Genomic DNA, 19,141 nt, shown 5'->3' with positions numbered 1-19,141 from the left:
ATCTAAACGCTCGCGGGCTCGGGAAGTTTGAGGGGGTCCACCTGGATGCCTGTCCGTTTCTCGTACAGGCGCCCCAGCAGGGAGATGCTGTAGCAAATGACGAAGTACATGGCGGCGACCGTCAGGAACGTCATGATGGGGTCGCCGGTGAGGTTGGTGACGATATTGCCCGCGTGCGTCAGCTCCACCAGCCCGGTCACCGTCACCAGGGAGGAATCCTTCACCAGGCCAATGATGAAGCCGACGCCGGGCGGAACCATGATCTTCCTGGCCTGCGGCATGACCACATACCGGAGTTTCGCCCAGTAGTTGAGGCCGAGGGCATCTGCCGCTTCACTTTGTCCCCTCGGCACGGCTTCGATGCTGCCCCGCACGATTTCTGCCACATAGGCGGCTGCGAAGCAGGTCAGCGCAATGACGGCCGAGGCGAACTTGTCCAGTTCCAGGCCGGGAAACAGCAGCGGGATCCCGAAGAAGATGAAAAAGATGATGACCAGAATCGGGATGCCGCGGACGCAGCTGATGTAGATGGTGCTGATCCACCGGGCGATCCTGCTGGGGGACGTTCTGGCAATGCCAAGGATCAGTCCGAAGATGATGCCGAGAATGCCGGACATGGCGCAGAGCTGAATGGTCAGCCAGGCCCCCTTGGCCAGCGGAATGAGGTCCTGCCAATCAAAGGCCCTAAACACGTGCGCCCACCGCCCACCGGAACAGCGTCGTTTCGGCCCGTTTCGAGGCCAGGGACAGCAGGGCGGAAACGCCAAGGTAGAGCAGCCCGCCCACTGCGAGCACCTCGATGGTCCGGTACGTGGTGTTGCTGACGCTCATGATCGCGTTGGTCAGTTCAGGAAGCGAGATGATGGATCCAATCGACGAAGCCAGGAACAGCAGAATCAGCTGGTTGGTCAGTGCAGGGAACACGTTCCGGGTGGCCGGCAGCAGGACGATGTAGCGCACGATCTGGGCGTTCTTCATGCCCAGCGCCTTGCCGGCCTCACGCAGGCCGTGTGGCACCGACTCGAAGCCGGCCCGGTAAATTTCCGCAGTGTATGCCGCGTTGTTGAGGGTCAGGCCAATGACGGCGGCCCAGATGGGTTCGAGGTTGATGCCCAGCGCGGGAAGGGCAAAGTAGATCAGGTACAGCTGCACCAGCAGAGGCGTGTTGCGGATGGCCTCGATGTAGCACGTGCAGAAGATGCTGACTGCTTTTCCGGGCCCGACCTTCCCCAGGTACAGGAAGACGCCGAGTGCGCTTCCCGCCGCCATGGCCACGAGCGTGATGTATAGAGCTGTCCAGAGCCCCTCAAGCAATAGCGAGCTGAACGGGAGAAGGTCTCCGAAATATAAAGCCATGAGCAAAGGGTCCTATCCGTGAACGGCGGTGTGGGTGAATGACTGCCTGTCCTCCACCCACACCGGAGAGTGCGTCCGAATACTGTTAGTGGGCGAGGAAGGGCGGAAGTTCCAGCCCGAACCACTTCTGCAGGGAGGCCTCGTTCTGTCCGGAGATGGTGTAGTTCCGGATGAAGTTGTTGATGTAGTTAACCCACGTCTGGTCTCCCTGCTTGACGCCGATGGAGAACAGCGCCGGCCTGATCGGGTCGCCCTTGAGCACCTGGAATGCGGACGGATCACTCTTCACGAGCCCGCCGATGATCGCGTTGTTTTCAATCAGCGCGTCCACCTTGCCGCTCTTGAGGGCCTGGATGGAATCGGCCGTGGTGTTGAAGCCGGCGATCTTGGCGTTCGGGAAGGTGGCCTTGAGGATTTGCTCGCCCACACTTCCGCGCGATGTGGCCACGGATTTCCCGTCCAGATCCGCGTAGCTGGCGATCGGGCTTCCCGCGGGCACCATAAAGACGGTGGAGCTGGCGGCGTACGGCTCGGACATGTCCACCACCTGGGCGCGCGCATCCGAGGCCGTGAAGGTGGCAATGACGGCGTCCGCCTTGTCGGTCTGCAGCAGCGGGATGCGGCTTTCGTTCGTGGCCGTGACGAACTCAACCTTGGCGCCCAGCGAGGCGCCGAGCGCGTTCGCGACATCAATGTCGAAGCCCTCGTGCTCACCTGATGACGTCATCACGCCGTATCCCGGCGAGTCGGCACTGACAGCGATCTTGATCGTCTTCGTCTTGAGGATCTGTGTGAGGTGGCTGTCCGCCACGGCTCCTGTTGCGCTCGCAGCGCCCGCCGAGGCGCCGCCAGAGGAGCAGCCTCCCAGCGTGAGGGCCAACGCGATAGCCGGGACAAGAAGCAACTTCGGTGTTGCTTTGAACATGGGTGCTCTCCTGGAGATTGTTGATGCGGATCGGATGCGGGGGTGACGGAGTCCGGGGATCCCGGTCGCTCGCCGTCGGAGATCATATAGGAATACGCACTATCATATAGGGGATGTGACACGGGTCAAGCCCCTCCTCAAAACCGCTTGCCTACGCTCGCCGGGGCAGGGCACGCCCGGTACCTCCAGAAACGCCAGAGGCGCCGCCGTGCCCCGATAAATCAGGACACGACGGCGCCTCGCAGCTTCTTGCTTCGCCGGGGCGTTACTCGGCGAGACGTTACTCGACGGGACGCAGGCGCACCGCCTGCATGCCGCCGTCGACCGCCAGTTCAGTGCCCGTCGTCGAACCGGCCAGCGGACTGGCCAGATACGCAACCGCCGCTGCAACCTCCTCCGGCGTCACCAGCCGGCCGTGCGGCTGGCGGGCCTCCAGCGCCGCGCGTTCCGCTACCGGGTCATCCGCCTGGCTCAGCAGCCGGTTGATCCAGGGCGTGTCAGCCGTGCCCGGGTTGACGCAGTTGACCCGGATGCCTTCGCGGACGTGATCGGCCGCCATGCTGAGCGTCAGCGCCCTGATGGCGCCCTTGGTGGCCGCGTAGAGTGCGCGGGCGGGCAGCCCGGCCGTAGCGGCGATGGAGGACGTGTTGACGATCGCGGCGGCGGGGGACTGCCGGAGATGGGGCAAGGCGGCACGGCTCACCCGCACCGCGCCGATCACGTTGACGTCCAGGACGCGCTGCCACTCGGCGTCGTCATTGTCCGCAACGGTTCCCTGGGCTCCAATGCCTGCGTTGTTGACCACGACGTCGATCCCCCCGAATTCCCGGGCAACGCGTTCGACGGCGGTACGCACCGAAGCGTCATCGGCCACGTCGCATCGGATCGACAGCGCCGCTTCGGACGCTGCCTCGGGATTCAGATCCAGCACCGCCACCTTCGCTCCGCGCCGGGTCAGATGCGCCGTTGTGGCCGCTCCGATGCCGGAAGCCCCGCCGGTGACGATGGCACGGATGCCTTCAAACTCCATTGCTGGGTCTCCGTTCATGCGATGAATTCATGGCGCTGCCGCCCCAGCCCGTCAATCTCGATTTCAACAACGTCGCCGGCCTTCAGGTACGGGAACCGCCCGGACAGCGCGACGCCCTCGGGGGTGCCGGTGCAGATGAGATCGCCGGGCTCGAGGACCATGTACTGGCTCAGGTTCCAGACGATGGTCTCGACGTCGAAGATCATGTCCGCCGTGGAGGAATCCTGGCGGATTTCGCCGTTGACCCAGCTGCGCAGCCGCAGCTTGCCGGCGTCGATCTCGTCGGGGGTGACCAGGTAGGGACCCGTGGGGCAGAACCCCGGTGAGCTCTTGCCCTTGGACCACTGGCCGCCGGAAACGTTCAGCTGGAAGTCGCGCTCGGAGAGATCGTCCACCACCACAAACCCGCCGATGTGGTCCCTGGCGGCCTCGGGGGAGTCCAGGTATGAGGCGCGTTTGCCGATGATGATCCCGAGCTCCACCTCCCAGTCAGTCTTCGTCGATCCCCGGGGGATGGCCACGGCATCGTCAGGCCCGCTCACCGTATTGGGTGTCTTGAGGAAGATGACCGGATGCTCAGGCGGCTGGGCGCCCGATTCCGCTGCGTGGGCGGCGTAGTTCAGGCCAACGCAGACGACGGCGGACGGGCGCATCACCGGGGCGCCGTACCGTACGACGTCGGAGCTGACGTCCGGCAGCGTGCCTGCGGCCAGTGCGGCGGCGGCAGCCGCGGGGCCACCGTTGGACAGAAAGTCGCCGTTGATGGCCGGTGTGATGCTCTGGAGCGAGTAGTGCCGGTCCCCGTGGACCAGGACGGGCTGTTCGGCGCCCGGGGCGCCAATCTGGGCGAACTTCATGAGGCGTATTCCTTACTGCTTGATGCGCGGACTTCGCGTTGGGCATGAAGATAGCCGAACAGCTGCCGCAGGCCAAACGACCAGGCCGGCAGCTCCTCCGCCGCCCCGACGACGTTGACGAGGGCGCCGAGGTGGCGGCTGCGGATGGTCACGGTGTCGCCCATGTGGTGCGTGAACCCCTGTCCCGGGTGGTCCCTGTCCTGGGTCGGCGCGAACAGCGTGCCGGTGAACAGGGCGAAGCCGTCCGGGTACTGGTGGTGCTTCCCAACTGTCGCGGCGACGAGCTCTTCGAACGGACGGCTGATCCGGGACACGGAATTGCGTCCCTCCAGCGAGTAGCCGTCCTCGCCTTCGACGCGGAGCAGGATTTCCTCCTGGCGCAGCGTCTCCAGGGTGAAACCGTCGTCGAACAACCGGATCAAGGGACCTAGGGCGCTGGAGGCGTTGTTGTCCTTCGCCTTCCCCAGCAGCAGGGCACTCCGGCCCTCCACGTCGCGGAGGTTCACGTCGTTGCCCAGGGTTGCGCCCACAACTGTGCCGGCCGAGGTGGCAATTAGCACCAGTTCCGGTTCCGGGTTGTTCCAGGAGGAGAACGCAGGGATCCCGACCCCCGCGCCCAGCCCCACCGAGGAGAGCACCGGGGCCTTCGTGAAGACCTCGGGATCCGGCCCGATCCCGACCTCCAGGTACTGCGACCAGAGCCCTTCGGCGATGAGCACCTTCTTGGCTTCGGCAGCCGCGGGGGAGCCGGGCCGGATGGAGCTGATGCCGCCGCCGAGGGCACGGCCCACCAGTTCCCGCATCTCCGCCGCGCGGCTGGCGTCTCCTCCGCAGCGCTCCTCGATGACCCGTTCGATCATGCTGTCCACAAACGTCACGCCGCAGGCCTTGATGACCTGAAGGTCCACCGGAGCCAGGAAATGCGGATGGGCCGCGTCCTGTGTCAGCGACGCCTGAATAATCTCGCTGGTCTTCCACCGGGGCAGCGTCATGGCGGCGCGGACGGCCGCCACGAGATCCGGCCGTTCCAGGAGCTCGGAGACGGTTTCGGCCAGATGGTGGAGGTCGAAGACGTCCTGCTCCTGGACGGCGACCACGCGTGGTCCGCCGGTTTCGACGTCCCAGACGCGGCCGATCAGGAGTGCCCGTGCCGCGTCGTCCGGGAGTACCGAGGCCCCGCCGAGGTCCAGTGCGGCGCTCATGGCCGGACCTCGATTCCTGCGGTCTGACCCTGCCGGGTGGGCCGCTGCCAGACCCCATCCACTCGCTGCGGAACGCGCCAGGGATTGGCGTCCTGCAGAGGTTCGGGCAGGCGACCTTCCGGGAACGACTGGTAGGCCACAGGCCGGAGGAAGCGCCGGATCGCGGCCGTTCCTACGGAGGTGGTGGCCGATGTTGTGGCGGGATACGGTCCGCCGTGGTGCTGGGCGTAGCTGACCGTGACCCCCGTGGGCCAGCCGTTCCAGAGGACCCGGCCGCTGATGTCCGTCAGCCGTGCGGCCAGTTCTGACACGTCATCCTCCGGCTCCGCCTGGAGCGTGGTGGTCAGCTGTCCCTCCAGCAGTCCGGTGAGTTCCAGGAGTTCCGATTCGTCGCCGTACTCCACCACCAGGCTGGCGGGCCCGAACATTTCCTGCCGCAGGATTGACGGATCACTGCGCACAGCCGCGGAAGTCGTGTGGAGCACGGTTGGCGCCGGTGCCTCGTCGAAGTCTCCTTCCACAAGAACCTCCACGCCGGTGGTGCCCCGCAAGTCCTGCACGGACTGCCGGTAGCCCTCGTGCAACCGCGGGCTCAGCAGCCGTGCTGCGGCAAAGTCCGCCAGCGCGGCGCTCAGAACCTGCCGGACGCCGTCGGCCTCTCCAGCCGGAACGAACAGCAGCCCCGGCTTGGTGCAGAACTGTCCCATTCCCATCGTGAATGAGGCGGCGTATCCGCTGAGGATTTCGTCGCGCCGCACCGCCCAGGCGATCTCGGTGACGAACACGGCGTTGATACCGCCCAGCTCGCCGAAGAAGGGAATGGGTTCGGGCCGGGCGGCGGCACGGTTGAACAGTGCCCGGCCGCCCGCCGTCGAACCCGTGAAGCCGATCGCCTTCACGGCAGGATGGTCCACCAGGGCCTCCGCGGCAGGCCGGCCGGTGACGAGCGAGAACAGCCCGGAAGGTGCTCCGGCGGCATCCAGCGCGGCGACAACGGTCTCGGCGGTGCGGAGCGCGAGGTTCCGGTGCCCGTCGTGTGCCTTGTGCACCACGGCGCACCCGGCGGCCAGTGCCGAGGCGCTGTCGCCGCCCATCACGCTGAAGGCGAAGGGGAAGTTGGAGGCCCCGAAGACGCCCACAACGCCGATGGGCACGTTGAGCCGGCGCAGGTCCGGCCGCGGGCCCATGCCCCAGTCCGCGTCCACGTGATCGATGGTGGCGTCGAAGTGCTCGCCGTCGCGGACTTCCGTGGCGAAGAGCCTGAGTTGGAAGACCGTGCGCTTGAGCTCGCCCCGGAGCCGCGGCTCGCCCAGATGGGTTTCCTGGGCAGCGATCTCCACCAGCGCATCGGCGTCGTTCTCCAGTGCGGCGGCTATCGCCTCCAGCCAGGCTGCGCGGGTGCCGGGGTCTGCGGCGCGGCCCTTTTCGAAGGCTGCGTGGGCGGCGTCGACACTCGCGTTGAGGTCATGGACCGTGGTTGTCATCGGAGAGCACCGGCTCCGGTCACGGAGGCGCCCGTAACTGCGGCGCGGTCGCCCACTTCGAGCCATCCGGCCCCGGCGGGGAACTCCCAGCGGGCCCGCGAGGCGCTGAGCATTTCGGCGCCGGTGCCCGGGAGTTCCGGGGCGGCGTAGCGGCCGTTGACGATGCGGACCGGCTCGGCGAAGTGCTCGTGCAGGTGGTCAACGTACTCGATCATCCGGCCGTCCTGGCTGCCTGTGATGGCTGCGTAGTCGAAGAACGAGAAGTGCTGGACGAGTTCGCACAGCCCCACGCCGCCGGCGTGCGGGCAGACCGGTACGTTGAAGCGGGCAGCGAGCAGGAGGTTGGCGATGTTCTCGTTGACGCCGCCCACGCGGGTGGAATCCAGCTGGAGGACGTCGATGGAACCGGCCTGGAGCAGCTGCTTGAACACGATGCGGCTGGCGACGGCCTCCCCGGTGGCGACACGGACAGGGGCAACGCCCTTCCGGATCTCCGCGTGGCCCAGGATGTCGTCCGTGCTGGTGGGTTCTTCGATCCAGTAGGGGTTGAACTCGGAGAGCTGGTTGACCCACTCGATGGCCTCGGAGACTTCCCACCGCTGGTTGGCGTCGATGGCGATCGGGAGGTCGCCCACGGCCTTGCGGGCCAGGGCCATGCGGCGGCGGTCGTCATTGATGTCGCCGCCCACCTTCAGCTTGATCATGGAGAAGCCGTCCGCGGCGGCTTCCTTGCTCAGGCGGACGAGCTTCTCGTCGCTGTAGCCCAGCCAGCCCGGCGAGGTGGTGTAGGCGGGGTAGCCGTCCACCTTCAGGGCGGCGATCCGGGCGGCCTTGCCGTCTTCGCCGGCGCGCAGGATGTCCAGCGCCTGCTGGGGGCTCAGCGCGTCGCGGATGTGGGTGAAATCAACGACGTCGACGATTTCTTCGGCGGGCATCTCGCTGAGCAGGAGCCACAGCGGCTTGTTCTCGCGCCGTGCGCGGATGTCCCAGAGTGCGCTGACAAGGGCGCCGGCAGCCATCTGCGTGACGCCCTTCTCAGGTCCGAGCCAGCGCAGCTGGGAATCGTGGATGAGCCGCTTCGACGCGCCACCGAGGTCGTAGATCAGTTCATCGATGTCCCGGCCGAGGAGCAGGCCGGCGTAGGCGTCAATGGCGTGCGTGAGGATTTCGTTGCCGCGGCCGCAGGTGAAAACAAAGCCGTGGCCTTCGTCGCCCGCGTCGGTGCGGATGACGACGTACGCGGCGGAGTAGTCCGGGTCAACGTTGACCGCGTCGGAACCGTCGAGCTCCAGGGACGTGGGGAACCGCACGTCCTGGGTGTGGATGGAAATGATGGAGGTCATGGGTTTCTTCTCTCTCTCTCTGGTCAATTCACTTCGTTGGACACGATTCCTATATGAATTCTCATAATCATATAGGAATAGCGGTCCAGATCAAGTGCCGGAGAAAAAAGAAGCCCCGGCCAGCAGGCCGGAGCTTCGATTTCAGTTGACGATATGTCGTCTTGGTTGTCCGTCGTTCTCCAGGGGTGAGAGGTCTGCCTTGCCTTCGAAGGCCTTGGCGAACCGGGCGAAGGAATTCCTGATGTGCTGGGCCATGGCCTCCTCGGCACGGTCGGGCAGGCAGGACGCGATGGCCTCCCGTACGGTGGCGTGCTCGGCAATGGTGATGGCGCCGTCGATGTCTGCGGGGTAGAGGCGGAAGGTGTGCAGGTGGCAGTGCGTCTGGGCGAAGGCGTGCTGGACCACCGGGTTCCCCGCTGCCAGCAGGATGGTGTCATGGAAGCGGGTGTCATGGGCCACGAGGTCCTGCCGGGCGTCACCACTGGTGGTCTTCATGGAGTTGCGGATGGTAGACAATTCCTTCTCCAGGGCCGCGGCTGGGTTGGCGAGGCGGTCCACGGCCGCGGACCGCGCGGCCCACGGTTCCACCAGTAGCCGGAACTCAAAGAGCGATCGCAGCGCGGGTAGGTCCAGCAGCGGTGTGGTGCTGTATCCTCGGCCGGGACTGTAGACCACCAGGTTGTCGCCCTCCAGTCGTTGCAGAACTTCGCGGACCGGGGTCTGTGAGACGCCCAGGCTGCGGGAGACCGCATCAATATTTATCCGTGCGCCGGGTGCAATTTCGCCCTTGAGGATGGAGGCCCGCATGGCGGCGTAGACGTCACTGACGGCTGCCTTGCCTTTGGATGCATCGGATGATTGACGTGTGGGCACGCGGTTACCTCTTTGTGCTGGTTGGTGGAGTCGCTGTGGGAATCATATTCCACGGGTGGGGGCGGGCGGGGTGGGGCGTTTTCGTCCAGAAGTTGCTCTGGATCACATTAACTATATGATTATTCCGATTCCTACATGATCTTGCGCCGGAATCCTCGGCGTCTTCCCCGGTGTCCAGGCACCCGAAAGCCACGTTTACGTCAAAGGAGACGGTATGACTGTCCAAGACAGCAGGCTCGCCCCCAACTCTTCCCCCGATCTTTCCTCCAAGGCTCCCCGCACCATGACCCGCAAGCGCTGGGTGATCATATGGCTCGCGTTCGTCGGTCTCAGCATTAACTACCTTGACCGCTCCAGCCTCAGCGTGGCCCTGCCGTTTATGGGTAAGGATTTTGAGCTCTCGGCAACCCAGCAGGGTCTCATTTTCGCCGCCTTCTTCTGGGCGTATGACTTCTGCCAGCTGGCTGCCGGGTGGTACGTGGACAAGGTTGGGCCGCGGAAGTCCTTCACCCTGGCAGCGGTTTGGTGGTCCGTGTTCACCATGGTCACCGCCTTTGCGCAGAATTTCTGGTCGCTGTTCGCCGCGCGGTTCCTGCTTGGTGTCGGTGAAAGTCCGGCCCCCAGCACCGCAGCCAAGGTGGTGGCCACCTGGTTCCCGGTCCGCGAACGGGCCTTTGCCACCAGCATCTGGGATTCAGGCTCCCGCGTAGGTGCGGTCATCGCCCTGCCGATCGTCACGTTGATCGTCGCCTTCACGTCCTGGCACGCGGTCTTCATCATCATTGGTGTGGCCGGCCTGATCTGGGCTGTTGTGTGGTGGAAGATGTACCGCAGCCCCGAGGACCACCCGACGGCCAATGACGAGGAGCGGGCCTACATCCGGGAAGGCGGCGCCCGGAGCGCAGCGAACGACGACGCCGACGCAGCGAAGCTCCCCTGGCGCTCGCTCTTCAAGTACCGCACCATCCTCAGCATGATGTTCGGCTTCTTCTGCCTGAACAGCGCCATCTATTTCTTCATCACGTTCTTCCCGAGCTACCTCGTGAAGGAACGCGGCTTCGACCTGCTCAAACTCGGCCTCTTCGGCGCCATCCCGGGCATCTGCGCGGTGGCCTTCGGCTGGCTGGCCGGCTATGTTGCCGACCGGGCCGTCCAGCGCGGGGTCTCGGTCACACGGGTCCGGAAGACCGCCATCGCCGGCGGTCTGATCGGCGGTTCGGTCATCATGTTCGCCGCCGTTGTCCCGGAGGCATGGATGGCACTCGCGCTCCTGTCGGTGGCGTACTCCAGCCTCACTGTTGCCGCTACCGGCATCTGGTCGCTCCCCGCGGACGTTGCCCCGAGCTCCCGCCACGTCGGATCCATCGGCGGGCTCCAGAACTTCGCCTCCAACCTGGCAGGCATCTTCACCCCGGTCCTGATCGGTGTCCTGGTGGACCAGACGGGATCCTACGTGGCGCCGCTCGCGGTCATCGGATTGGTGTCGCTGGCCGGAGCGGCGAACTACCTGTTCGTCCTCGGTAAGGTGGAGCCCCTGAAGGTTCCCGCCTCCGTCACGGCGTAGGCGAGCGGCAGGTTTCGACAAGCTCAACCACCGAGCGGACGACGGCGGGAGGTCCCGCCGTCGTCCGCTTGTCCACATCACACACCGCCGGGAGTCCCGCAGGCTGAGTCTCGGGTGGTGGAGAATGATTCTATGAGGATCGAACTGCTCCACATCGACGAGTGCCCCAACCTTGCTAAGGCGCAGGAGCGACTGGAATCAGCCCTGACCGCCTTGGGACACAGCGATATTCCAGTGACCATACGACTCCTGGAGTCCGCGCCGGATACGGCGGGCACGGGATTCGCGGGTTCCCCCACGATCACCCTCAATGGGTCCGACATTTTTCCGACCGGTGCCACTGCAGACGACCTGGCCTGCCGGATATACGCGACTCCAAGTGGGCTGGCAGGCCTTCCGACGATCAGCCAAATAACCGAAGCGCTCAAAAACAATGGACTCTGAAGCCACCTGCAGATGCTCCTGCTGCGGCAGGGCGATGAGTCGCAAGAAGCTTCACGCGCTCGGCACCGAACCCTCGTACATTTGCCGGCGCTGCGGTTTATGGGTTGCCCTCCGGCTTCGGCCAGACAGCCCTGAACACACTGCCTGACCTGCAGATTACGAAGCGACGTGCCGCTAGGGCAGATCCTGCACGCCGGCAGTCCCGTCGGCGGCCGCGCCTGTTGAGATCCCGCTCAGCGTGCCAATGTAATCCAGCGTTTTGGGACTGACGTGCCGCACTAGCGCAAGGGCTTCCCGGAGAGCGGCACCCTTGGCGGGGTCACCGAGCGCACCGCGGAGTTCAGCTACCGTTTCGATGCCCTCACGCTCGAACACTTGCGTGATGTCCTCTACCTGGGCCAGACGGCCGGGCGACGGCCAGTCGATGACTTCCGAGAGCTTCCCCGTATCGAGGTGCTGGCGGAATCCACTGGTTGTAGCGGCATCCGGCCATTCCGCGACGAGGGCTATGACGCGCGGCTTGACGGTTTCGTTGTAGTTCTGGCGGCGCTGGAGCGTGGCATCCACAATGATGGCCCCGATGTGGTCCCAGCCACGGCTGACTTCGGCCGCGGCGTCTGTGCCCTGTGAGTCCGTTGGCGCCGGAGTGTTGGCATCATCATTATCGATAGTCATACCTGAATACTTCCACGTGCCGCGCGGCGACGGCTGGTCGGCGTCGTAGATCAGCGGCGTTAAACATAAGCGGACGACGGCGGGACGTCCCGCCGTCGTCCGTGGCGCCATCCCGATACGACACGGTGTCTCCGTCCAAGGAGGCGGGTCCCGCGGACCGCGGGGGAGGATGGCCACCTACCCGACATCCTTCTCCGTTAAATGTCAGACCCCCACCAGATGATGGAGTTATGGGAAACGTAGGGGTGGCGAACGCATATGAGGACATCTCTGCCGCCATTGATGTGCTGAATTCCGCACTGGACGGGGATGACGAGTCTGGTTCTGAAGCGTCATCGGAGGCTGATCCTTTGCATGGCATGGGTGATACGTGCCTGGACATCCTCTCCGTTGCCGCGGGAGTGGAGGCGCGCGTGGCGGGACTGAAGGCCCGGGCTGCAGTGAAATATTCGGACGCCGCCCAAGCCCTCGCTTCGCCCGATGCACCTGTTCGGGCACAGGAGATGGCGGTGACCGCGGAGGTCGCCTGCGTACTGAACATCGGTGACCGTGCTTCGGGGGCCCTGCTGAACCAGTCTCATATGCTGACGACCGCTTTGCCGCTGACGCTGTCCGCTCTGCAAGCGGGCACCATCTCGTGGCAGCACGCGCGGGCCATGGTGGACGAAGTCGCAACCCTTGACCCGGACGGTGCCGCGGCTCTGGAGGCCCACTTTTTGGACCCGGATGCGCCGAACCCCGCCCGAGGCTGTCCCGCCGGGGAGATGCCGGCGTCCCGGTTCCGTCACAGGGCACGTACCTGGCGCGAGCGCCACCACACCGAGAGTATCGAGAAGCGCCACGCAAAGGGTGTCCTTGACCGCCGGGTGGAGTACGCCCCGGATCAGGACGGGATGGCCTGGCTTTCGGCCTACCTCCCCGCGGATCAGGCGGCAGCAATCTGGAATCGGACCACTGCCGTCGCCCGTGGTTTGCAGGGCCCGGACGAGCCCCTGACCCTCACACAGCTACGCGCCGACGTCCTCGCCGCCGCCCTTCTCAGCAGCGGCAATCCGGCAGAACATGATCCCGGGCAGGTTCCGCCGCCCCGGGCCCACGTTTTGGTGACGGTCCCTGTGTTTTCACTGCTCGGCGCTACCGAGGAGCCTGCGATGCTTGACGGCTACGGTCCGATCCCCGCGTCGATGGCAAGGGATCTCGTGGCGAACGGGGCCGATTCGTTCTACCGCGTCCTGGTTGACCCGCGGGACGGGGCGCCCCTGGAGATCGGTCGAGCCAACTACCGTCTCACCAAGGCCATGCGGAACTGGCTCCGGCTGCGCGACGGTAAGTGCCCGTTCCCGGGCTGTTCCAACCACTCCCTGGACAACGAAGCGGACCACATCCTCGCCTGGCATAAGGGCGGAACTACTGGTGTATCGAATTTGGGACAGCCCTGCCCCAAACATCACCGCCTGAGACACACCAGCGCCTGGAGACCCACACCAGCCACCAAGAACGAACCACCCGGCTGGATATCGCCCACGGGCCGGCACTACAAGAGCGAACACCAGGATTGGGAACCTCCACACTGGCCAAAAGAACCAAAACCGGAAGCGCGCAGGAACGGGCACTGGCTCCCCACGCCGCGCGAAGGTTGCGGCGATTCGGATTTTGTTCACATCGGACTGTCTCTTGGAGAGAACGGCGTGGAACGGTTCCTCCACTCCACCGGTTGATGCGCGCCCAAGAGCAGTCTCCCTGTGCCTGTGCCTGTGCCTGTGCCTGTGCTTGTGCCCGTGAACCGTGCACAATGCACGCCCCAGCCTGCCTCCGGGTTTCCGCCGCCGGTGATCGCAACCCGGGCGCCCGGCAACCCCGCCGGGCACCGGCGACAAGCGGACGACGGCGGGGCCTCCCGCCGTCGTCCGCGGTGCCTTCCCGACAGTGACGCATGGTGGGACGATTTCAGTATGAGTGAGAAGATCTCTGACGGCCTGCAGGATCACGGCCCACACCAGCACGCCCACGCCGCTCCGACAACGCAACAAATGCGGACCGTAGGTCAACGCCGCCGGGAGGCGGAGGAGAAATTGGAGCACCACCTCCAGGAAGCCCGCCACAAAGACGATGCGCACCCCGATGCGGTGTCTGAGTCCGAAGGGGCCGGTCCGGTGGATAACGGGGGCGAAGGATCCCCAGCGGAGAAGTGATCCGGGGGCACGCTGCTTAGGGGACCCGCAGGACCACATTGCCCCGCTTGCGTCCGGTGTCCACGAAGCGGTGGGCCTCGACGACGTCGGCGAGGTTGTAGGTCCTGTCGATGACTGCCCGGTACTTGCCTTCCTCCGCGAGGCTCACAAGGTAGGCGACGTCGTCGGCGGTGTACGTGAGCTTTAGGCCGCCAAAAGTGACCAGCTTGCCGCTTCGGCGGCTCTGTCCTCGCGCGCCGAGCATGCCTTTGAGGTCGGCGATAACCAGGAGCAGGGCACCTCCCGGCGCGATGCTCCCTTGCACCCTCGCGAACGGGGCGTTCCCCACGCAGTCCATGGCGACGTCGTACGTTGTGCCGTCTGCGGTGAAATCCGCTGCGGTGTAGTCGATGAAGCTGTCCGCGCCGAGGGATTCCACCAGTTCCCTGTTGGCCCCGCTGCTCACAGCGGTAACGTGGGCGCCGAGGTGCTTGGCCAGCTGGATGGCGGCCGTTCCCACAGCTCCGGAGGCGCCGTTGATAAGAACCGTGTCGCCGGTCTTGATGGCCGCCATGCCCAGGAAGGATTTCGCCGTGAGTCCGCCGAAGAGCAGCGTGACGGCTTCCTCGAAGCTCATGTTCCGGGGTTTGGTGGCGATGGGCCCCTTCGCCGGAACGGACACGTACTCCGCATGCCCTCCGAATTTTGCGCCGAGCATCGCAATAACCTCGTCGCCGGGCCGGAACGCGGTCACGCCCTGGCCGACGGACTCCACCACGCCGGCCACGTCCATGCCGAGGACCCGGGTCCGCGGGCGGAAGAGGCCGAGGGTCAGGGCCGTGAGTGCCACGAGTCCCTTGGGGACATTGCGGCTGCGGACGCGGTGGTCGGCGACGCTGACGGTGCTGGCCATGACTTTGATAAGCACCTCTCCGGCGCGCGGAGCGGGCTGTGCGATCTCCTCGACGCGGACCACGTCCGGCCCGCCGAACCGGCGGTAGGTCGCGGCTTTCATGGTCCGTGCTCCCGCGGCTGTTGCGGCCGCCGGCTGGATTGGGTTCATGGTTTGGCTCCTCGATTTTCCATGAGGTGTACGCCGTACACCTGCCTGATAGGACTGACATTAGGTGTACTTAGTACACTTGTCAATGGAGGGGTGTGCAGCCCTCGGAAGCAGGGAACAGTGACTCAGCAGATTGCCGCCGAACGCCGGGCGCGGTTAAACCGGGAACGCGTGCTCCTGGCGGCCGTTGCACTCGCCGACGAGGTGGGGATCGGCCCGCTCAGCATGCGCCGCCTCGCCCAAGAACTGGACGTGGTGCCCATGGCGCTCTACAAACACGTGGCCAACAAGGAGGAGCTCCTCGACGGCATGGTGGACGTGGTCATCGGCGAGATTGACCCTCCCGTTGCCGGTGCTGACTGGAAGAGCATGGTGCGGCTGCGGGTGCTCTCGGCCAGGCGCGTCCTCCAGCGCCACAGGTGGGCCAGGCGCGTCCTGGAAACCCGCACCAACCCGACCCCCGCCGTCCTGGGCTACATGGACTCGTTCATCGGCATGTTCTTCGCCGGGGGCTTTTCCGTAGACCTCACGCACCACGTGATGCATGCCATCGGAAGCCGGATGTGGGGCTTCACGCAGGAACTGTTCGACGCCACGGCCACTTCAGAGGGCGACGCTCCCGCTGCGGTGGCACCGGAAGTCCAGGCCGCCATGTACCAGGAAATGTCCGCCAACTACCCGAACGTCCTGCAAGTGGCGACTGCTGCCAGCCACGATGACGGCTCGGTAGTCGGCAGCGGCTGCGACGACCAGTTCGAGTTCGAGTTCGCCCTGGACCTCCTCCTCGACGGCATCGAACGGCTGCACCAGCGGGATTACAGCTCCACAGCCGCCCGACTCGAGCGGGGATGACCGGGAGCGGACGACGGCGGGACGTCCCGCCGTCGTCCGCTTGCGTCTGTGGGTACCATCGGAACATCCGTCCCTTTGAGAGTGGAGTTACCCATGCAGCTCGGCGCTTTTTCGATCAGCCTCACCGTCAAGGACATCGCGGCATCAGCTGCGTTCTACGAGAAACTGGGCTTCACCAGTTTGGGCGGCGACATCACCCAGAACTGGCTGATCCTCAAGAACGGCGAGACCGTTATTGGCCTCTTCCAGGGGATGTTTGAGAAGAACATGCTGACGTTCAACCCGGGCTGGAGCCAGAACGCTGAAGCGCTGGACTCCTTCACCGATGTGCGCGACCTCCAGCGGGAACTCAAAGCCCAGGGCGCGGAGTTCGTTGCCGAGGCTGACGAGGCCACCACCGGTCCGGGGAGCTTCATTGTTGTGGACCCGGACGGCAACCCGGTGCTGGTGGATCAGCACGTCTGACCTACCAGCGGCCCACTCTCATAGGGCGGCGTCTCACTAAGGCGGCGTCGAACTAAGGCGGCGTCGAACTAGGGCAGCCGCGATGCCCGCAACATCGTGGCTTCGCCGGCGCGCTCGGGCTCCAGTGGCACGGTGCTGACCAGTACCGCCGGCCCGCGGTGCAGGACTCCGTCGGAAATTACCCGGCAGCGCACACCGCCCCGGCCGCGCATTGCTTTGTGTGCGCCCGGGGCGAGCATCTCGTCCATCCAGACGCAGGGGTGGGCGGGCCGCCCGGCCGTGAGCCGCACCAGGCCTCCATGGGATTCCAGGGCAAAGTCGTGTCCCAGCAACGGAGCCAGATGGGCGCCTCGGAGCACAACGTTGCGCCTTGTCAGGAGCGGGTCAAAGCGTGCCGTTCCCAGCTCCGCGGCGATGGCCTCGAGTGACTCGATCGAGAACAGGGTGACTGCGGCATCCATGTGCGCGGCCTTGCCGAAGAACCGGTCACCGACGATGCCCTTTCCCGCCACGAGCTCCACCCGCCCGGCATCCGTGGTGGGGACATCCGCGGCACCCTCGCGGGCCCGGCCGAAGTAGGCGTGCGCCGGCGAGACCAGGAGATGCAGGACCTCCACGTCGTACCGAAAGGTTTCCGTCATGCCACCAAACTACTCCGCCGCACGGGGGCTTAAGTGACCGCTCGCGCCGAGTGTGGACCTTCCGGAGCGCGTCTTCGCAGGGTCGATGGAGGCCAGATCCACGTCAGGGCCAACCAGAGCAGGCAGGCATCTGCGGCCGCAAACCAGCGTTTCCGAGATCGGTGATACGGGGAGAAGACCGGGTAAAACGTGGCCGAGGCTGCACATCCCTGGAAGGTCTTCAAGGATTCAGGGCATTTCGTCGACCACACCATCGCCCAACAGGGAGTCAGCTAAATCGGGGAATCGTCGACAACCAAGAATGACCCGCGCATCACAGGGGTCGTTCAGCGTCTGATCACCCGTCCTTGGCAAGGATGAAGGTGACGAAGCCCATGACGTCCCGGTGGCCGCGCAACCACATCATTCTTGCCTTGTCCAACTCGTCCCGAATTTCTGTCGCCGACTCGTGCTCGGGGTGAGTTACAAGCCACTGCTCCCGATTTCGGAGATGGCCGCACTCAAATTCTTCCCATTCCTGACTGGTTGAGGTCCGCAGATCCAGAACGCGCCACCCAGCGCTGGTGACCTTGTCGACAAGGTCGGGAAGGAGTAAAGCATCATCAACCGTTGTCCCTTGCCACATGTGAGCCAACTGAATATCGGTTGGGACAACAGACCAGAACTCGGCACCAAAAACCAGACGTCCGGAAGGCGTGGTCGAGCCGCGAAGACGGGACAGGGCTTCGCTGATCGTCCCAAAAGCTTGGTACGAACCTACGTTGAGCACGAGGTCGGCGCTCTCCGCGTAATCCGCAGACGATTCCGCCTGGAATACGACCCGGTCAGCAAGCCCCCGTTGCTTAGCTGCCATACGTGCCTGCTTAATGTAGGACTCCTTGATGTCAATGCCCGTGCCGCTGGTATTCGGCATCGCCTCGAGGATGTCCAGGAGCATTCCACCCCATCCGCACCCATGGTCCAAGATCGTTCGTGGTCGATTAGTTGCGAGATCGCTGATCAAGCGGTCGAAGGATTGCCGTCCGATCGGCGAATTGGTTCTGAGGACGGACGCTCCGCCACGGGCAGGTGGCGTGTTGGGATCAGTCATGACGCTCAACCTAACATCCGATTGGTAAACATCAATCGCTCTCGCGCGCTACCCGGTTCTAATCGTGCGGCACTATGCAATGCGTCGTGCAACCCTAGGGACATTAGACGTCTCGCCAACTGAACGACCGCAAGGACGGCAGTTCCCTAATTTTCGTGGAATCGTTGACACCAGCCGTACGCGCGGGTGTGGGCTAGTTCGCTGCGTCGGCCGCCGCGTGGGTGGTCGCCCACTCGAGGGCGTAGTCGGCGATCTCATCCCAGCCGTCCTGGCTGACCAAGCGGTGAGTGCGGCCGGGGTACGTCTTGTACTCGACGATCGCGGGGCTCCCCGACTTCTTGTACTTCTTCACGATTGCCTCGCCGATGGCCGGCGGCACGACGTGGTCGATCTCGCCCGTGATGATGAGCAGCGGTGCACGGTCGGTGCGGCCGTAGTCGACGTGGGTGATGCCGCCCTTCTCGTTCAGCACCGACAGGACGCCCTCGAAGAAGACCCGGTTGTAGGAGTTCACCGCGGATTCCTCCCACAGCTTGTCGGACTCGGCACGGGAGACGTCGTTAGCGAACGTGAAGTGGAAGTGGCGCTTCGACAGCGGCTTGGCGCCGTTGCGTCCGAAGGGGTTCGACAGGATCGGGGTGCCCGTCCACAGGGTCGACAGCGGCAGCGTCGTGACGCCGGCGGTCTGGCCCGGCGCGACGCCCACGTACGCGACGCCGAGGCCGCGGTCGGCGAGCATTTGAGTGAGGACGCCGCCGAAGGAGTGGCCCATGATGATCGGCTTCTCGGGCAGCTCGCGGATGATCCGCTCGTAGTTGTCCGCGATTTGCTTCAGCCCGATCCCCTTGAGGGGCTCCGGGTTGCGGCGGATGTCCTCGACGCTGCGGTCGTCGATGCCCGGCCAGCCGGGCACGATCACCCGATGGCCGGCGGCGCGGAAGCGCTCGGCCCAGGTGTCCCAGCTCTTCGGAGTCATCCACAGACCGTGGATGAGGACGATGGGGGGTTTGGTCGTGGTGCTCATATCGATCTCCTCGATGTGGTGGGGTGTTTGATGCTTCGATAGTAGACCGAACGTTCTATCTATGCAATACTATTCCCAGAAC

General features: G+C 64.9%; 19 protein-coding genes and 1 pseudogene. 6 read left to right on the top strand and 14 right to left on the bottom strand.

What is annotated here, in order from left to right; genetic code table 11:
• Positions 1-2: 2 nt before the first annotated feature.
• The 9 genes from ACX80V_RS11850 to ACX80V_RS11810 form a co-directional block, all read right to left on the bottom strand.
• Positions 3-692: an amino acid ABC transporter permease gene (locus ACX80V_RS11850; protein WP_058931152.1), complete on the bottom strand. Its 690-nt coding sequence runs from the start codon at positions 690-692 to the stop codon at positions 3-5.
• Positions 685-1,356 carry an amino acid ABC transporter permease gene (locus ACX80V_RS11845; protein ID WP_485843281.1) on the bottom strand — a complete coding sequence of 224 codons (672 nt, stop codon included), beginning with the start codon at positions 1,354-1,356 and terminating at the stop codon, positions 685-687. The genes ACX80V_RS11850 and ACX80V_RS11845 overlap by 8 nt, the downstream gene beginning before the upstream one ends.
• 85 nt (positions 1,357-1,441) lie before the next feature.
• On the bottom strand, positions 1,442-2,281 hold the full coding sequence (locus tag ACX80V_RS11840) for a transporter substrate-binding domain-containing protein (RefSeq protein WP_485843280.1): 840 nt from the start codon (positions 2,279-2,281) through the stop codon (positions 1,442-1,444).
• Between the two features lie 280 nt (positions 2,282-2,561).
• Entirely contained in the window at positions 2,562-3,311 is a 750-nt protein-coding gene (locus tag ACX80V_RS11835) for an SDR family NAD(P)-dependent oxidoreductase (RefSeq protein WP_485843387.1), read from the bottom strand.
• 14 nt (positions 3,312-3,325) lie between these two features.
• Complete coding sequence (locus tag ACX80V_RS11830) at positions 3,326-4,168, bottom strand: fumarylacetoacetate hydrolase family protein (RefSeq protein WP_485843279.1); 843 nt, start codon at positions 4,166-4,168, stop codon at positions 3,326-3,328.
• The gene (locus tag ACX80V_RS11825) at positions 4,165-5,370 is read right to left on the bottom strand and encodes a fumarylacetoacetate hydrolase family protein (protein ID WP_485843278.1); all 1,206 of its coding nucleotides are present in this window, start codon (positions 5,368-5,370) and stop codon (positions 4,165-4,167) included. The genes ACX80V_RS11830 and ACX80V_RS11825 overlap by 4 nt, the downstream gene beginning before the upstream one ends.
• Positions 5,367-6,854, bottom strand: coding sequence for an aldehyde dehydrogenase (NADP(+)) (locus ACX80V_RS11820; RefSeq protein ID WP_485843277.1), 1,488 nt, complete (start codon positions 6,852-6,854; stop codon positions 5,367-5,369). Before ACX80V_RS11820 ends, ACX80V_RS11825 begins: the two co-directional genes overlap by 4 nt.
• Positions 6,851-8,197 carry an enolase C-terminal domain-like protein gene (locus ACX80V_RS11815; protein ID WP_058931159.1) on the bottom strand — a complete coding sequence of 449 codons (1,347 nt, stop codon included), beginning with the start codon at positions 8,195-8,197 and terminating at the stop codon, positions 6,851-6,853. Before ACX80V_RS11815 ends, ACX80V_RS11820 begins: the two co-directional genes overlap by 4 nt.
• Positions 8,198-8,338: 141 nt before the next feature.
• Positions 8,339-9,070: a GntR family transcriptional regulator gene (locus ACX80V_RS11810; protein ID WP_485843276.1), complete on the bottom strand. Its 732-nt coding sequence runs from the start codon at positions 9,068-9,070 to the stop codon at positions 8,339-8,341.
• Between the two features lie 214 nt (positions 9,071-9,284).
• Here ACX80V_RS11810 and ACX80V_RS11805 point away from each other — a divergent pair, with 214 nt between their 5' ends.
• Both ACX80V_RS11805 and ACX80V_RS11800 read left to right on the top strand, forming a co-directional pair.
• Positions 9,285-10,634 (top strand): MFS transporter, encoded by a 1,350-nt coding sequence (locus tag ACX80V_RS11805; protein ID WP_485843275.1) that lies wholly within the window; start codon positions 9,285-9,287, stop codon positions 10,632-10,634.
• Positions 10,635-10,766: 132 nt separating this feature from the next.
• On the top strand, positions 10,767-11,078 hold the full coding sequence (locus ACX80V_RS11800; protein ID WP_058932934.1) for a hypothetical protein: 312 nt from the start codon (positions 10,767-10,769) through the stop codon (positions 11,076-11,078).
• A gap of 174 nt (positions 11,079-11,252) precedes the next feature.
• On the opposite strand, the gene ACX80V_RS11795 is transcribed toward ACX80V_RS11800, so the two are convergent.
• Positions 11,253-11,753 carry a hypothetical protein gene (locus ACX80V_RS11795; RefSeq protein ID WP_485843274.1) on the bottom strand — a complete coding sequence of 167 codons (501 nt, stop codon included), beginning with the start codon at positions 11,751-11,753 and terminating at the stop codon, positions 11,253-11,255.
• A gap of 230 nt (positions 11,754-11,983) precedes the next feature.
• Here ACX80V_RS11795 and ACX80V_RS11790 point away from each other — a divergent pair, with 230 nt between their 5' ends.
• Positions 11,984-13,471, top strand: coding sequence for an HNH endonuclease signature motif containing protein (locus ACX80V_RS11790; protein WP_485843273.1), 1,488 nt, complete (start codon positions 11,984-11,986; stop codon positions 13,469-13,471).
• A 490-nt stretch (positions 13,472-13,961) separates the two neighbouring features.
• On the opposite strand, the gene ACX80V_RS11785 is transcribed toward ACX80V_RS11790, so the two are convergent.
• The gene (locus tag ACX80V_RS11785; RefSeq protein WP_485843272.1) at positions 13,962-14,987 is read right to left on the bottom strand and encodes an NAD(P)-dependent alcohol dehydrogenase; all 1,026 of its coding nucleotides are present in this window, start codon (positions 14,985-14,987) and stop codon (positions 13,962-13,964) included.
• Positions 14,988-15,107: 120 nt separating this feature from the next.
• On the opposite strand from ACX80V_RS11785, the gene ACX80V_RS11780 reads away from it, so the two are divergent.
• Positions 15,108-15,839: a TetR/AcrR family transcriptional regulator C-terminal domain-containing protein gene (locus ACX80V_RS11780; protein WP_485843271.1), complete on the top strand. Its 732-nt coding sequence runs from the start codon at positions 15,108-15,110 to the stop codon at positions 15,837-15,839.
• A gap of 93 nt (positions 15,840-15,932) precedes the next feature.
• Positions 15,933-16,304 (top strand): VOC family protein, encoded by a 372-nt coding sequence (locus tag ACX80V_RS11775; protein ID WP_485843270.1) that lies wholly within the window; start codon positions 15,933-15,935, stop codon positions 16,302-16,304.
• A 68-nt stretch (positions 16,305-16,372) separates the two neighbouring features.
• On the opposite strand, the gene ACX80V_RS11770 is transcribed toward ACX80V_RS11775, so the two are convergent.
• Complete coding sequence (locus ACX80V_RS11770) at positions 16,373-16,945, bottom strand: MOSC domain-containing protein (protein WP_485843269.1); 573 nt, start codon at positions 16,943-16,945, stop codon at positions 16,373-16,375.
• Positions 16,946-17,030: 85 nt separating this feature from the next.
• On the opposite strand from ACX80V_RS11770, the pseudogene ACX80V_RS11765 reads away from it, so the two are divergent.
• Positions 17,031-17,212: pseudogene (locus tag ACX80V_RS11765) on the top strand (hypothetical protein); the annotation flags it as partial.
• Positions 17,213-17,282: 70 nt separating this feature from the next.
• On the opposite strand, the gene ACX80V_RS11760 reads toward ACX80V_RS11765, so the two are convergent.
• Both ACX80V_RS11760 and ACX80V_RS11755 read right to left on the bottom strand, forming a co-directional pair.
• Positions 17,283-18,035 (bottom strand): SAM-dependent methyltransferase, encoded by a 753-nt coding sequence (locus tag ACX80V_RS11760; protein ID WP_485843268.1) that lies wholly within the window; start codon positions 18,033-18,035, stop codon positions 17,283-17,285.
• 193 nt (positions 18,036-18,228) lie between these two features.
• On the bottom strand, positions 18,229-19,059 hold the full coding sequence (locus tag ACX80V_RS11755; protein WP_485843267.1) for an alpha/beta hydrolase: 831 nt from the start codon (positions 19,057-19,059) through the stop codon (positions 18,229-18,231).
• Positions 19,060-19,141: the final 82 nt, after the last annotated feature.

The organism is Pseudarthrobacter arbutini (assembly GCF_054510915.1).
The sequence above is the reverse complement of the archived record's forward strand: the minus strand, read 5'-3'. Positions and strand labels throughout refer to the sequence as shown.

Excerpts from the sequence above, each read along its gene's own strand:
- ACX80V_RS11825 (WP_485843278.1), bottom strand. The coding sequence starts at position 5,370 with ATGAGCGCCGCACTGGACCTCGGCGGGGCCTCGGTACTCCCGGACGAC.
- ACX80V_RS11845 (WP_485843281.1), bottom strand. The coding sequence starts at position 1,356 with ATGGCTTTATATTTCGGAGACCTTCTCCCGTTCAGCTCGCTATTGCTT.
- ACX80V_RS11785 (WP_485843272.1), bottom strand. The coding sequence starts at position 14,987 with ATGAACCCAATCCAGCCGGCGGCCGCAACAGCCGCGGGAGCACGGACC.
- ACX80V_RS11835 (WP_485843387.1), bottom strand. The coding sequence starts at position 3,311 with ATGGAGTTTGAAGGCATCCGTGCCATCGTCACCGGCGGGGCTTCCGGC.
- ACX80V_RS11790 (WP_485843273.1), top strand. The coding sequence starts at position 11,984 with ATGGGAAACGTAGGGGTGGCGAACGCATATGAGGACATCTCTGCCGCC.
- ACX80V_RS11760 (WP_485843268.1), bottom strand. The coding sequence starts at position 18,035 with ATGACTGATCCCAACACGCCACCTGCCCGTGGCGGAGCGTCCGTCCTC.
- ACX80V_RS11830 (WP_485843279.1), bottom strand. The coding sequence starts at position 4,168 with ATGAAGTTCGCCCAGATTGGCGCCCCGGGCGCCGAACAGCCCGTCCTG.
- ACX80V_RS11795 (WP_485843274.1), bottom strand. The coding sequence starts at position 11,753 with ATGACTATCGATAATGATGATGCCAACACTCCGGCGCCAACGGACTCA.
- ACX80V_RS11840 (WP_485843280.1), bottom strand. The coding sequence starts at position 2,281 with ATGTTCAAAGCAACACCGAAGTTGCTTCTTGTCCCGGCTATCGCGTTG.
- ACX80V_RS11755 (WP_485843267.1), bottom strand. The coding sequence starts at position 19,059 with ATGAGCACCACGACCAAACCCCCCATCGTCCTCATCCACGGTCTGTGG.
- ACX80V_RS11820 (WP_485843277.1), bottom strand. The coding sequence starts at position 6,854 with ATGACAACCACGGTCCATGACCTCAACGCGAGTGTCGACGCCGCCCAC.
- ACX80V_RS11775 (WP_485843270.1), top strand. The coding sequence starts at position 15,933 with ATGCAGCTCGGCGCTTTTTCGATCAGCCTCACCGTCAAGGACATCGCG.
- ACX80V_RS11815 (WP_058931159.1), bottom strand. The coding sequence starts at position 8,197 with ATGACCTCCATCATTTCCATCCACACCCAGGACGTGCGGTTCCCCACG.
- ACX80V_RS11770 (WP_485843269.1), bottom strand. The coding sequence starts at position 16,945 with ATGACGGAAACCTTTCGGTACGACGTGGAGGTCCTGCATCTCCTGGTC.
- ACX80V_RS11800 (WP_058932934.1), top strand. The coding sequence starts at position 10,767 with ATGAGGATCGAACTGCTCCACATCGACGAGTGCCCCAACCTTGCTAAG.
- ACX80V_RS11805 (WP_485843275.1), top strand. The coding sequence starts at position 9,285 with ATGACTGTCCAAGACAGCAGGCTCGCCCCCAACTCTTCCCCCGATCTT.